This window comes from Xanthobacter sp. NM-59, assembly GCF_021401125.1.
Lineage (GTDB): Bacteria > Pseudomonadota > Alphaproteobacteria > Rhizobiales > Xanthobacteraceae > Xanthobacter.
On sequence record NZ_JACBFQ010000008.1, the window covers coordinates 128,865 to 143,137 of the forward strand.

At 69.3% G+C, this 14,273-nt stretch carries 9 protein-coding genes; 7 read left to right on the forward strand and 2 right to left on the reverse strand.

The genetic code is table 11. The features are described 5' to 3' along the window. Positions 1–2 precede the first annotated feature (2 nt). Positions 3–680, forward strand: a complete 678-nt coding sequence (locus L0966_RS15055; protein ID WP_234052773.1) for a tetratricopeptide repeat protein — start codon at positions 3–5, stop codon at positions 678–680. Next, complete coding sequence (locus L0966_RS15060; protein ID WP_234052774.1) at positions 677–1,372, forward strand: class I SAM-dependent methyltransferase; 696 nt, start codon at positions 677–679, stop codon at positions 1,370–1,372. The genes L0966_RS15055 and L0966_RS15060 overlap by 4 nt, the downstream gene beginning before the upstream one ends. Before the next feature lie 6 nt (positions 1,373–1,378). On the opposite strand, the gene L0966_RS22560 is transcribed toward L0966_RS15060, so the two are convergent. Next, the gene (locus L0966_RS22560; protein WP_234052775.1) at positions 1,379–2,734 is read right to left on the reverse strand and encodes a HAMP domain-containing sensor histidine kinase; all 1,356 of its coding nucleotides are present in this window, start codon (positions 2,732–2,734) and stop codon (positions 1,379–1,381) included. Beyond that, on the reverse strand, positions 2,731–3,408 hold the full coding sequence (locus L0966_RS15070; protein ID WP_234052776.1) for a response regulator transcription factor: 678 nt from the start codon (positions 3,406–3,408) through the stop codon (positions 2,731–2,733). The genes L0966_RS22560 and L0966_RS15070 overlap by 4 nt, the downstream gene beginning before the upstream one ends. 327 nt (positions 3,409–3,735) lie before the next feature. On the opposite strand from L0966_RS15070, the gene L0966_RS15075 reads away from it, so the two are divergent. From L0966_RS15075 to L0966_RS15095, 5 genes are all read left to right on the forward strand, one after another. After that, complete coding sequence (locus L0966_RS15075) at positions 3,736–4,839, forward strand: peptidoglycan-binding domain-containing protein (RefSeq protein ID WP_234052777.1); 1,104 nt, start codon at positions 3,736–3,738, stop codon at positions 4,837–4,839. 316 nt (positions 4,840–5,155) lie between these two features. Continuing rightward, positions 5,156–7,075: a serine protease gene (locus L0966_RS15080; protein WP_234052778.1), complete on the forward strand. Its 1,920-nt coding sequence runs from the start codon at positions 5,156–5,158 to the stop codon at positions 7,073–7,075. Then, on the forward strand, positions 7,072–8,412 hold the full coding sequence (locus L0966_RS15085) for a hypothetical protein (RefSeq protein WP_234052779.1): 1,341 nt from the start codon (positions 7,072–7,074) through the stop codon (positions 8,410–8,412). The genes L0966_RS15080 and L0966_RS15085 overlap by 4 nt, the downstream gene beginning before the upstream one ends. A 24-nt stretch (positions 8,413–8,436) precedes the next feature. Further along, a complete protein-coding gene (locus L0966_RS15090) occupies positions 8,437–11,535 on the forward strand; it encodes a virulence factor SrfB (protein ID WP_234052780.1) in 3,099 nt (1,032 codons plus the stop codon). Between the two features lie 8 nt (positions 11,536–11,543). Beyond that, positions 11,544–14,273, forward strand: a complete 2,730-nt coding sequence (locus L0966_RS15095) for a virulence factor SrfC family protein (RefSeq protein WP_234052781.1) — start codon at positions 11,544–11,546, stop codon at positions 14,271–14,273.

Consider the following 14,273-nt stretch of genomic DNA (forward strand, 5'->3'; position numbering starts at 1 on the left):
CCATGCGAACCTCTTCGCACACCCGGCTTCACGCCGGCCTCACCGCCCTTATGCTGCTGGCCGCCCCGGCCGCCTGGACCACCGCCGCCCGGGCGGACGATGCCCTGGGCGCCCAGGTGAAGCAGCTCCAGATCAAATGGGAAACCATCAAGTTCACCGTGCCCGAGGGCGACAAGCAGACCGAGCAGATGAACGCCCTCGGCACCGAGGCCGACGCCCTCGCCGCCAAGTATCCGGACCGGGTGGAGGCGCTCATCTGGGATGGCGTCGTGACCAGCGAGCGGGCGTCCATGGTCAATCCCATTTCCGCTTTGTCGCTGGCGACGCGCGCCCGCGACACGCTGGAGAAGGCCTACAAGATGAACCCGGACGCCCTGGAGGCCGGCGCCCCCACCAGCCTCGGCGTGCTCTATTATCGCGTGCCCAGCTTCCCGGTGGCGTTCGGCGACAAGGCGAAGGCCCGCCACCTGCTGGAGCAGGCCACTGCGGCCGCCCCCAACGGCCTGGACGCCTGGTACTTCTACGGCGACTTCCTGCTGAGCCAGGGCGAATACGCGAAGGCGCGCGAAGCCTTCACCCATGCCCTTGCCATCCCCACCCATCCGGATCGGCCGCTGTGGGATGAAAACCGCCGCCTCGTGATCCGCGAGAAGCTCGACACCATCAAGGCCAAGCTATGACCCGTCCCGAACCCGGCGCCCCGGCGGCGCCGACGGCGGCGCTCGATCCGGACCGGAGCCTGTGGCACCGGCTCGGCGCCCAGCTCGCCCATCCGGAAGGCCCGTGGGGCGCGCTCACGGGCCGCCTCATGGCCCGCATCAATGCCCGGCCGTACCGCCACGCCATCGCCGCGCTCGGGCCCTATCCGGACCACCGGGTGCTGGAGATCGGCTTCGGCCCCGGGGCCGGGCTCGCGGAGCTGGCCCGGCGGGTGACGCGCGGCCATGTGGCGGGCCTGGAAGGCTCGCAGGCCATGCTGGAGCTCGCCCGCGCCCGCAATGCCGAGGCCATTGCCGGTGGACGGGTGTCCCTCGCGGCCGGTGACTTCCGCCACCTGCCCTGGGCGGATGGGAGCTTCGACCGGGTGCTTGCCGTCAATGTCGCCTACTTCTTCGACCCGGCCGGCCGGGCGGTCAGCGAGATCGCCCGCGTGCTGAGGCCGGGCGGGCGTGCGGTTCTGTATGTCACCGATCGCGCCACCATGGCCCGCTGGCCCTTCGCCGGACCGCAAACCCATGTGACATATGATGAAGACGACCTGCGTCGCCTGCTGGTGAACGGCTTTCCGCCATCGGCCGTCAGTGTGCGGCCGCTCGCGCTGCCGTTCGGCATGAAGGGGCTGGTCGCGATCGCGCGGCGGACGGAAGATTGAGGCGCCTCACGCCCCATGGCCCGGCGCAAGGGCGGTGAAGATCATCTCCGCGCAGGCGCCGCCGGTCGCGGGGTTGGTGAGCTCCAGGCGGCCGCCGTGCACCTGCATGGTGCGCTCGACGATGGCGAGGCCCAGCCCCACCCCCTCGCGCCGATCGCTGCGCACCAGCCGGCGCCGCCGCCCCTCGGCATCCAGCAGCGGGCAGGGAAAGCCGGGCCCGCGATCGATCACCCTGATGGCCGGTCGCGGGGTGACCTCCAAGGTGATGAGACTGTTTTCGGGGGCATGCTCCAGCGCGTTTTCCGCAAGGTTGCGGACGGCCCGGAACAGATCGTCGCGGCCGCCGGGCACGATCACCGGCTCAGCGCCGGCGAGAACCTCGATGTGCCGCCCCCGCGCGATCACCCGCGGCGCCAGGAAGGCGGCCGCCTCCCGCGTCACCTCCCGGAGGTCCACCTCATCGCCGGGCTCGATGCGGAAGCGGCCGAGGCGCACCCGGTCCAGAAGCTGTTCCACCAGCCGTTCCATGCCCGCCAGCTCGCGTTCGAGCACCCGCGCATAGGGCGCATCCACCACCGCGAGCTGCGCCTTCATGACCGCCAGCGGCGTGCGCAGCTCATGCGCCATGTCGCCGGAAAACTCCTCCTGGGCGCGATAGCCCTCGCGCAGGCGCTCCAGTGCCAGGTTCACCGCCCGCACCAAAGCCAGCACATCGTCGGGCAGCCCCTTTTCGCTCAGAGCGACGGAAACCCCGCCCGGCTGGATCGCCTCGGCCTCGGTGACGGTCTGCTCCAGGGGGCGCAGCGCGAGGCGAGCCACCAGGAGATTGGTGCCGAGCATCAGCAGCATGAACGGAATCCAGAGCCAGGCGATGTCCTGCAGGAACTCCTCCAGCACTGAATCGAACACCACATCGCTGCTGGGAAAGGCCACCTGCACATAAGCCGGCGGCGAAAAGCCATCGAGCCGCAGCGAGACGCCATAGAGCGTTTCCGGCGAATTGCCCCTGGGCAGCTCGAAATAATGCTCCTCCACGTCCTCCACCGGCATGAGCGCCTCACGGGTGTCGGCGGAGCCGGCGAGGCGTGCGCCACTGGGGCCGAGGACGATGAAGTGGCCCCCTTCCTGGTTCATCCGCCGGGTCGTGGACTGGCGGATCGTAGCCACCGCCTCGCCTCCCGCCATGTGCACGTCCTTGGCGATGCTCACGGCGAAGCTGTGCAGCGTGCCCTCGCGAAAGCGCGTGTTGATGGCGTCGAAGCGGATGTAAAGGAAGACGGCGGTGATGCAGACCGCCAGCACGCTGACCGCGATCATGCCCAGCATCAGACGCCCGAACAGGCCGCGGAAAACGCGCCTCACGCCTGCCGCCCCGCCAGCAGATAGCCGATGCCCCGCAGGGTGTGGATCTCAACGTCGGCGCCGATGCTGGCGAGCTTGCGGCGCAGACGATGAATAAGCACCTCGATGGCGTTGGAGCTCACTTCCTCGCCGAACCCATACAGCGTGTCCTCCAGCGCCGGCTTTGAAATGACGGTGCCCGCCCGCCGCATCAGCAGTTCCAGGGCGGCGGTTTCGCGGCGGCTCAAGTCGAGCACGCTGCTGCCAATGCGGACGCGCCGCGCCGCCGCGTCCAGCTCCACATTGCCTTCGTGCAGCACCGGGCTGACCGCGGCGCGCGGCCGCCGCAGCAGGGCTCGCACCCGCGCGATCAGCTCATCCATGTCAAACGGCTTGCGCAGATAGTCATCTGCGCCGCCATTCAGGCCGGCCACAACCGAGGACGCATCGTCGCGCGCCGTCAAAAGCAGAATGGGCGTCGACACGCCGCGCTGCCGGGCGATCTCCAGCAGTTCCATGCCATCGCGGTCCGGAAGGCCGAGATCCAGCACCACCGCATCGTAGGTCGCGACCGCTATCGCAGCTTCCCCATCGGAAACATTACTCACGGCGTCGACGGTAAAACCCGCCCCGCGCAGCGCGCCGGCGACCAGAAGATTCAAGTGCCTGTTGTCTTCGACCAGCAGCAATCGCATCAATGAAACTCGATGAGCTCGCCACTTCAGAAATATAATTGTGGCGGAATCGCGCTTCCCCCGCGCCAGATTGCCGGGGAGACCTGATCAACATCGATAAAATTATCCGGTGCGCTTGGCGGCATGCGCGCGAGAGGCGCCATGGCCGGAGCGCAGGCACGGGCCGCGGGCGCCAGCGGTTGCCTCTTGGCGGCCTCTCAGGGGGCTCGCGCGGCGACGTAACGAAAAATAAACAACTTGATCGCGCGTATTCACCATTGCACAATCATTACGGGTATCGGCCATGATCGGGTGTGCAGGAACATGGGGCGGCGTGGCTTTTCGGGGGTGGCAATCCTCCTCTCCACCATGATGGTGGCAAACTCCGCCGAGGCGGGATCGCGGGACGTTCTGCTTGGCATCGGCGCGGGCATCATCGGCGGCGCGGTGCTGCACGGGCTCGCTCACCCGCCGCAGCCACAGTATCAGGCGCCAGCGCGCCAGCGCGCGCCGGCCAGCGCACCGCGCCGCCAGCAGCCCTCGGCCGAGGACCAGGCGGCGCGCCAGCGCGCGGCCACGGAGCGTGAGCGGGTGGCCGATATCCAGGCCCGCCTCAACACCCTGGAGTTCGACGCCGGAACGCCCGACGGCGTTGCCGGCAGCCAGACCCGCGCCGCCATCCGCGCGTTTCAGATGAGCCTCGGCCACCCCCAGACCGGGGAGATGACCACCGAGCAATATGAGACGCTGAAAGTGACGACCAGCGCGACCCCGCTGCCGGTGCAGCAGGCCGCGCCGCTTCCACCCGCTCAGGATTCACCATCCGCACCGCTGCTCTCGGCGTCGACCACGGCGGCTTCCGTCCCCGGGCGTGTCTCCTTCGGAACGCCTGAGCGCGTCATGCCCGACCTCGACGTGTTCGGCATCCGCCCGCTGGACAGCCGGAGCGACATCCAGGCGAAGCTGGCGCAGGCCGGCTTCAGTGACTGCCGCGAGCAGGGCTCCACCGTGTCGTGCAGCATGGCCACGGACACCATGTCCGACACCGTGCTGGTGGCCCTCTCCGGCGCACCGGAGGCCTCCGCCTATCTGGTGATGCGCACCGTGCGCCTGAAGATCGCAGCCGAGCGCGGCGGCGTCGTCAACCGCATGCGCGAGCGCTACGCCGCGCTGGTGGACGCGCCAGACACCCTGCTCGCGTCCGGCGAAGCCTGCCGCCAGCAGGCGCTGCCCGTCGTGCGCGCCGGCATGGGCTCCTTCACGCGGGACGCCGCCAATGGCGGCCCCGGCGAGCAGACCCTGGCGCTTGCCAGCGTCTGCGACACCTTCGCCGCCATCAGCGTGCCGACTGGCGAGCGGGTGGACCAGATCTCGCTGGCCCTGTTCTCTGGACGCCCGTTGCAGCCGCCAGCCGCCAATGCGGCCTCGGCCGTCAACGACATTCGCTTCTGACGCTGCGGCCATGGACGCAGCACGGCCCTGGGGACCGCGCCGCCGGATCAGGGCCCTGAGGCCATGGTCCCCCGCAATCTCATGACGACATTCGGCGCGCCGGATCGCGGAGACGGGTGGGCGGATCGAGGCGGAAACGCGTGGGGCATTCAGGCAGGATCGCGGGGGCACCGGTGAGCGACAGGAAGGCATCAAGGTCGGGCGACCGGCGCATCGCCGCGCCGTGCGTGTGGGCATGGAGCACCGGGGCGGCCCGTCGGCACGCGTTCCGGAGCGCCGGGGCGGCGCGCGGCGCGCACCCGCGAACGGGTGCGTCATGGTGAAGGCGAGCGGTCAGATCTCCGTTCTGGCCTCCACCGCGTTCGGGCCGCAGGAGGTCGCGCATTGCGACGGGCAGGCGGTTCTGGCGCAGTTCGGCCGCCTGTTCGACTATCTGGGCGACTATCGCGGCGGTGAGCTGGCGGGTTTCTTCGCCATTCCGGAAGTCCGGTTCAGCGCCGCGCGCAACCTCACCCTGGTGACCTGGTACACCGATCGCGGCGGCGCGTTCCGCCCGTTCGGCGAACTTTCCGAACACGAGCGCGCCGGCGCGCGCCAGATGCTGGCCGAACGCCTTCAAGCCCTCGCGGACGTCCCCGACCCGGCCATCCTGGCGCTGCTGCGGCTGGCGCTCAACGTGCCGGACGAGAATGATATTTTCTTCAATGGCGAGGATGTGGCCCTCACCCGCTGGGGTCATCTGAGCGGGGGCGAGGCCGGGGCGGCGCTGGCCCCCTTGCTGCCACCCGGTTTCCTCGAAACCCGTGCGCCGGAAGCCGCGCCCCCAACCGCCGACCAGCTCGACGGCACGCCCCCAGCCGCCGTCGCCATGGAGGCCCAGCCTTCCTCACCACAGGAAACCTTGCGTGTCGCGCAGGCCCCCCTTGGCGCGACTGCGTGCGAGGCGGCTGGCGCTTTCAGGGAGCCGGTGGTCGTCGCCGTCGACGAACGCCCGCGCTGGTGGTCGGGTCCCCTCGCCCCGATGCTGGCCTTCGTGATCTTCCTGGCGCTTTTCCTGGCGTACATTCTATGGCCGGGCAATCTCATCTATCCCGTCGCGGGAAGCCTGACGGCGGGGCAAGCTCAACCTGCCGCGGAGGCCGGCCTCACCGATGAGATCCGGCGGCTCCATGGCGCCCTCAGGGGCGATGTCTGCGCCATCCAGGACGTGCCGTCCGGCCTGGCGGGCGAGATCGCACCGTCGACGCCGCAGACGGGCACGCCGCCCCTCACACCCCCGCGTGCCGACACGCCCGCCCCCGCGCCCCGCGCCGGCTCCGCAATCCCTCCCGAGCAGCGCGCCCCGGCCGCCAACGGCGCGCCCGCGCCAGCGGCACCCGCGGCCCCGCGCACGGAGCGGAGCGGACCGCGCTCCGGCGTGGCGGACACTCCGAACCATCCGAATCCCGTCCCCGCCGGCGCCGCACCGCAGCCGCCCGCGAGCCCGGTGCCGCCGGGCACGTCGCTGGTGCAGCGGCTGGACCAGAGCACGGTTTTCCTCATCGGCAACACCGCCGACGGTGTCGCCATGGGCAGCGGCATCCTTTTGGGACCGCGTCACGTGCTCACCAATTTCCATGTGGTGGAGGGCATTTCCGGCCAGGTGATGGCCACCAACCAGCATCTGGCCGCCATCGTCCCCGCCCGGGTGGTGGCGCGTTCCGCCTCTTCCGACATCTCCACCCAGGATTTTGCCCTGCTGGAGCTGTCGCGGCCGGTGGAAGCGCCCGCGGTGGCCTTCAGCACCGCCGCCGAGCGGCTCGACGGCGTGGTGGCCGCGGGCTTCCCCTCATTCGTCATCTCCAGCGATCCGAGCTTCATCGCCGCCTTCCGCGACGGCGATGCGGAACGCATTTCGGATCTGCAGCTCGCCCTCACCCGGGGCGAGATCACCGCCAAGCAAGCCGGCGCCACCGGCACCACCCTCATCGCCCATTCCGCCACCATCTCACAGGGCAATAGCGGCGGGCCGCTAGTGGATTCCTGCGGGCGCATCGTGGGCATCAACACCTTCGTGCGCACCGATGCGGAAAACTCGCTCCGGCTCAATTACGCCCTGAGCGCGACCGACGCCGTCGCCTTCCTCCGGCAGAACGGCTTCGAGCCACAGGTGGAGCCCACGCCCTGCGCGCCCGCCCCGGCCCTGCCGGCAACAGCCAATGGGGGCGGAGCGCAGCAAGGGAGCGGCCCGCAATGAGCACCTTCATCGTCTCGACGCCCCTCGCCCGCATGCAGCCGGTGGGGTCTGAGGGCGAACGCTCCCACGCGCGGCTGGCATCCCTGCTGAAGGCCCATCTCACGCCGGCGCACGCCGCCCTGTTCGCGGACCCGGTTCCGCTGCGCGACGGCAGCGGTATCGACTGGTATGTGGAGGAAGACGGCATCGCGCGGCCGCTGTCCTCGCTGCCCCCGGACCAGGCGCAGGCGGTGGGGGCGGAGGCGGAGCGCCTGCTGGCGGAAATCCGCGCCAAGGCGGACGAGATCGCGGGTCAGCCCGGCGGCCGCAGCGCCGCCGCCATCGCCCTGCGCAACGCCACGCTCCATCCCGACGCCGCGGACCTCTTCGCACTTGATACCGCGGGGAAGCTGAAGCCCGTTTTGGTGGCGTGGGGGCACCAGGCGCACGAAAGCGATGTGCCCCCGGACTTCCACATGGCCGCGCCCGGCGCCGCGCCACAGACACCGCGGCCGAACACCCCCGCGGACGCGCCTTCCCCGCGACCCGAGCAGACACCTCAGACGCCGCCGGCGGACTCCTCCCGGCCGCAGGCCCGGAACGAGACGCCCCACGCCGCCGACGCGCAGACAGCCGCACCGCCGTCGAGCCGCACCGCCATTTTCACGCGGGTGGCCGGCGCCGGGCTCTGGAGTCGCGGCTTCCTCGCCTCGCTGCTGCTGTTGCTGGCGGCGCTGGTGCTGTTCGGGCTGATCGTCGGCTATCTGGTTCCGGCCTGCGGCCTGCGCACGCCGTTCGGCACCTTCGCCTTCGGCTTCTCCCCGGCCGGCGCCTGCGGCGGCCCGGTCGCGCGCCTCTCCCTCGATCGCGAGCTGGCGGTGCTGCGGGAGCAGGTGGCAACGCGCCGCCAGGCTTGCGCCGCGCCCGCCGCTTCGCCTCCTACCGCTCCACGTTCCCAGGATTTCGAGCAGCGCATCGACCGGCGCGGCCAGGTTCAGGTCACCCTGATCTGGGACGGGACCGACGATCTCGACCTGATGATCAAGTGCCCCAGGGGGCCGCTCATCCATTTCGCGCGCGGCGAGCGGCAGCACTGCGGGGGCTCGCTCGACGTGGACCGCAACGACACGCCCGACAACCTGACCACCCGCCCGGTGGAGAACATCACCTTCCAGAACGGCCTGAGCGAGGCCGGAACCTATCCGATCTACGTCAAGCTCTACCGCAAGCGCGAGCCGAACATGCCCGTTCCCTTCCGCCTGAGGGTGCGCGAGGGCGAGCAGATTCGCGAGATCGAAGGCCAGCTCACGGAACCCAACCAACTGCTGCCCGTCACGGAGCTGAAGCATGCCCGCTGACACGGCCATGAAGAGGTCCACACTGTGCTCAACCGGACGATGAACGGGGTCGAAGCCCTCACCCTCATCCCGCAAAGCGGGATCCAGTTTGTCGAATATGGCTTCGACCTCCAGGGTTCGGGACAATTCTCGCGCGCCTTCATCGAACGGCCGCAGCCGCCGGCCGCCGATGGGTCCATTGAAGCCACGCTCCTGCCCAACTGGAACGAATTCCAGCCCAGTGCGGAGCCGCCCATCGACGAACGCGATGGGGACGACGCCTATTCCCTCTCGAAGACCCGCGCCATCGAGGTTTTCCTCAACCGATGGGTGCCGGTTCCGTTCCTGAAGATCCAGCCGGGGCGGGACGCGCTCGGCAACGAGACCTATGCCAACGGGCCGGTGGACTGGGTGCGGGTGCGGGTGGTGGAAACCCGCAAGACCCATGGCGACACCGAGTTCAGCCACCGCGCCGTGTTCGCCTTCGACACCACCTTGGTGAACGAGGTACCCGGCCGCCCCTATCTCGGCATCAGCCCCACAGACGCGGTGCAGAGCGAGGCCTTCCGTTTCGTGCACCGCCCGCGCGACATCGCCGGCTTTCTCAAGAACGAAACCTTTCCGCAGGGGCCAGGCACGCCGGCCGTGGACAGCCAGGCCTGGCTCGTCGCCTGGCTGAAGGAGATCTTCCGCGACGCCCGCCAGCGGCAGTTTCCCCACCGCGACCTGCGGCCGGACGACTTTCCCCACGTGCTGGAGCACGTGGCCGCCTACATGACCTTCCTGGGCTATCTGGCCGAGGTGACACGCCCCGCGCGGGTGACGCTGGTGGACACGGTGAGCCGCGACCCACGGGTCGCGCCCATCGACGTGGACCTGGTGCTCGACGTCGGCAACAGCCGCACCTGCGGGCTGCTCATTCAGAGCTTTCCCAACGACCAGGGCGTCGATCTCAACCGCTCCCTGGTGCTGGAGCTGCGCGACCTCGGCAACCCCATCCTCGCCTATCGCGACCCGTTTGAGAGCAAGGTTGAGCTGGTGCACGCAGAGTTCGGCGCCGAGGATTTCGCCAAGCGCTCCGGCCGCAGCCGCGCCTTCTTCTGGCCGAGCCTGGTGCGGCTCGGCCCGGAGGCGGCACGCTATCGCAGCCAGTCGGAAGGCACCGAGGCCACCACCGGCCTGTCCTCCCCCAAGCGCTATCTGTGGGATGTGGACCCGGTGCCGCAGAGCTGGCAATTCCGCAATGCCGAGGGACACGGACCGGACATCCATCCCCTCATCGAACGATCCATCTACCGCTATGTGAACAATCGCGGAGATGTTCTCGACCAGCTGGAAGACGACCGGAAGAACTACGGCCTGAACGTGCGCGCCGCCGATCGCGACAGTGCGGAGATGCTGCGCTTTTCCCGCTCGTCCTTCTTCACCTTCATGCTGGTGGAGATCATCAGCCAGGCGCTGATGATGATCAACAATCCCGGCACCCGCCGCAAGGACCGGGAAAAGGACACGCCGCGCCGGCTGCGCTCCATCGTGATGACCATTCCTTCCGCCACCCCCGTGCAGGAGCAGCGCATCATCCGCTCGCGCACGGAGGCGGCCATCAAGCTGCTGTGGTCGCTGATGGGCTGGACCGCCGAGGTACCCGGCGCCCCCAAGCCGCCGGTGCTGCACACCTTCTGGGACGAGGCCAGCTCGGTCCACCTCGTCTATCTCTATGGCGAGGTCACGCAGAAGCTCGGCGGCGACATCCAGCGCCTGTTCGAGGTGCTGGGGCGGGAGCGGCCACGGCTGGACCAGGACGGCAAGGTGATCTCCGAACGCCCCGAGAAAAGCCTTAGAATTGCCAGCGTGGATATTGGCGGCGGCACCACGGACGTCATGGTGACGACCTATCACCAGGTGGACAACCGCGCCCTCATCCCGGTGCAGAACTTCCGCGAGGGGTTCCGGCGCGCCGGCGACGACCTGGTGCGGCTGGTCATCGAGCGGCTGGTGATGTCCGCCATCGAGGTGCAGCTCACGGCCTGCGGCCTGGCTTATGCCCGCAGCCTCCTGCGCGACCGCTTCTCCGACGACAGCCCCGGCATGTCGGAGGCGGACAAGCACTTGCGCCGGCAGTTCGTGCAGGGCCTGCTGCGTCCGGTGGCCCTTGCCATCCTGGAGGCCGCGGAAAATGCCGCGGGCCCCGCGCAGGTGCCGGAAACGCGGCGCTTCGCCGATTTCTTTCCGCCGCTGGAACCGCTGCTTCAGCCCGGCAACCCGATCCTGGCGTATCTGGAAGCCGATGTGCGCCGGCGCGGGGCAGTGGGCTTCAGCCTCGCGGATGTGCCAGTCGCCCTCGACTTCCAGGCGCTGGACGACTGCATCCGCGCCACTTTCGACACCATCTTCCGGAACATCGCCGACGCCATCTACAAGCTGGAAGCCGATGTGGTGCTGCTGACCGGCCGCCCCTCCTGCCAGCCCGGCCTGGTGCGGCTGTTCCGTAACCACCACGCCGTCACGGTGGACCGGGTGGTGGCCATCGCCGACTACCGGGTGGGCAACTGGTATCCATTCCGGCGCGCGGCCCAGAGCGTCATCAGCGATCCCAAGACCACGGCGGTGGTGGGCGGCATGCTGCTGACCCTGGCCTCGAGCCAGCTCGTCAACTTCACGCTCTACACCTCCGGCATCGTCATGCGCTCCACCGCCCGTTTCATCGGCGAGATGGAGACCGATGGCATGATCAAAACGGAGAAGATCTACTTCTCCGACATCGAGCTCGATGAAAAGCCCAGCGGCGAGGAAAGCTTCACCTTCACCTATCACTCGCCCCTTCGCATCGGCTACCGCCAGCTTGCGCGCGAAGACTGGGTGGCGGCCCCGCTCTACCGGCTGCGCATGATCCCCAGCGAGAGGATCAAGCTCGCCCCGCCCATCCAGGTGATCATCGCCCGCAAGCCGGCGGAGGTGGAGCCCGACGCCTCCGCCCTCGCCCTGCTGAAGAGCGAGGCCACCCGCGAGGAATTCATGATCGAGGAGGCGACCGACGCCCAGGACCGATCCGTGACCGCCCTCATGGAGCTGAAGCTCGATACCTCGCCACCGGATACGGACGGGACCTACTGGCTCGATTCCGGCATCCTCAAGATCGCTTAGGTGTGGTGATGCAGCACGATTGGCATTCCGAGTGCGGGCAGCTCCTCGACGAAGCGAGGCAGGCCATCGCCTGGGTGAAAGATCCGGGAAACGAGCGCGTGCTCGGCCCGGAGCGCGGGGGGACGGAAAAGGGCCTGCGCCGGCTGGTGACCGAGGTGGCGAAGCTCGACCGCGCGGTCGACCGGCCAGCCTGCGTCGGCATCTTCGGGCCAAGCCAGGCGGGCAAGTCGTACCTCGTCTCGGTGCTGGCGAGCGGCACCGGGCAATCGCTCCGGGCCAGCTTCGCCGGACAGGCCGAGCCCATCGATTTCCTGAAGGAGATCAATCCCGGCGGCGAGCGGGAATCCACCGGCGTCGTCACGCGCTTTTCCTGCCGTCCCCGCACCACGCCCGAGGGCTTCCCGGTCTGTCTGCGGCTGCTGTCCGAGGCCGACATCATCAAGATCCTCGGCAATTCCGCCTTCCTCGACAGCGCCCCAGGCAAGGGCCCAGTGCCGGACACCGAGGCCATTCGCGCCGCCTTGGCGGCCGCCGAGGCACGCCGCCAGCCGGCCGCGCCGGACGACAATCGCCTGACGACGGAAGACATCTGGGACATCCAGGACTATTTCGAGCGCAGTTTCGAGGGGGTCCGCGCCCTCGAGGGCTTACGCAGCCTATGGGACGAGCTCGCCGAGCTCGCCCCGCGCCTCAGCCTCGCCGACCGGGCGGAGCTGTTCGCCTTCCTGTGGGGCGGGCTGCCGCAGTTCACCGCCGTCTATCGCGAGCTGGTGGGGGCGCTGGCGCGTCTTGGGTTCGCGGCCGAAGCCTATTGCCCCATGGATGCGCTGCTGCCGCGCAGCGAGAGCATCATCGATGTGCAGACCCTGGCGGGGCTCGGCCGACCGGGCCAGCAGGACTTGCGCATCACCTCCGCCGGCGGCACGCCGATCACGCTGCCGCGCCCGGTGGTGACAGCGCTGGTGGCCGAGCTGCACATCACCATGACGAGCCGCCCCTGGCCGTTCCTGGAACACACCGACCTGCTGGACTTCCCCGGCGCCCGCGCGCGCCAGCGGCTGGACCTTGCGGAATTCCTGGCCGACGAGAGCCGCAACCCGCTGAAGGAAACCTTCCTGCGCGGCAAGGTGGCCTACCTGTTCGACCGCTACGTGGCCGAACAGGAGCTGACCACCATGCTCCTGTGCATCAAGCCCTCCACCCAGGAGGTCACCGACCTTCCGGACATGATCGACCGCTGGATCTCCATGACCCACGGCTCCACCCCGCAGAAACGCGCCGGCAAGGCGGTGGCCCTGTTCCTGGTTCTCACCTGGTTCGACACCCATTTCGTGGACAAGGCCGGCGAGGAGCTCGCCGATCCCGGCGACCGCTTCAAGGGCCGCCTGTCCTCCTCCATCGAAGGCTTCTTCGCCAAGGCGCACGATTGGCCCAACAATTGGGTGCCCGGCGCCGCGTTCACCAATGTCTTCTGGTTCCGCAATCCCAGCTATCCGGCGGAATCGATCATGCAATATGACGACCGGCGCCGGGAGATCGGCCTGCGGGCGGACCGGGCGGAGTACGTGGAGCGGCTGCGGGCCGGCTACCTCAACGTGCCAAGCGTGCGGCGCTATTTCGCCGATCCCGGCCGCGCCTTTGACGAGGGGCTGCGGCCCAATGACGGCGGTGTCAGCTATCTGGCCGAGCGCCTGGAGCCCATCTGCCGGCCGGAGCTGAAGCAACAGCAGGTCGCCGCGCGGTTCGAAACCCTGTGCGAACAGCTTCTCGACCTGGTCGGCCGCTTCCATGTCAGCACCGATGTGGAAAAGCGGCTGGAGGAGCGCCGGGCGGTGGCCCAGCAGATCCTGACCCATGTGGGCCAGCTCTTCCAGGAGGCGCGCTTCGGCGACCTGCTCACCGCGCTGCTGTGCTCCGAGCACCTGTTCTCCGAGGTGCTGTACAGCGCTTATACCCGCCGCTCCAAGGCCCCGGAGCACACCACCGCGGCCAGCACCGCCGAGCCGCCCCACCCGCCCGCGATTCCACGGCCGACACCCGGGCTTCCCCCCCTGCCCGGCCTTCCACCCATGCCGGGCCTGCCCCCGCGCCCCGGCCACCCGGCAGCGAACCCGGCGCACGGCACGGGTGCGAACGGCCGGCCGACCGGCGCGGGTCGGTCCATCCCCGCCCTGCTGGCGCGTGCCGCCGTGGAATTCTGGATCAATGGCCTGCGCGCCGCGAGCGAGAGCGATGCGCTCGGGCAATACTTCCACGGCGACCCCAGAATGGCGCGTGAGCTGGTGAACGAGCTGACCGCCACCGCCCGCCGCACCGGCCTTGAGGACGCGGTGGCCGCGGCCATGGAGCGCCTCGCCGGCAACATCAGCGAGAGCGCGGACATGGTGCTGGAAAAAGCGGCCTTCGCCTGCGCCACCACCATCAATGGCTTCGTCACCCATTTCCGGTTCGGCGAGACGGCCCCCGCGGCACGCCCCCTGGCCCCCAATGGCGATGGCCAACAGGTGCCCCTCTTCACCCGGCCGGCGGCCGCCAATTGCGCCCGCGAGCTGGCCCTGCCCCCCGGACATCAGGAGTACGACGCATTGTCGTTCTGGATGTACGGCTTCCACGCCGTGGTGGAGGACAACGCCAAGTCCCAGGACGGGCTCGACATCGACATCACCCGTAACGCCGCCCTCGGCAGCATCCTCGACCATGTGCGCCGCCTCGGCGCCCCGAGCGCGCAGCGAGGCTGA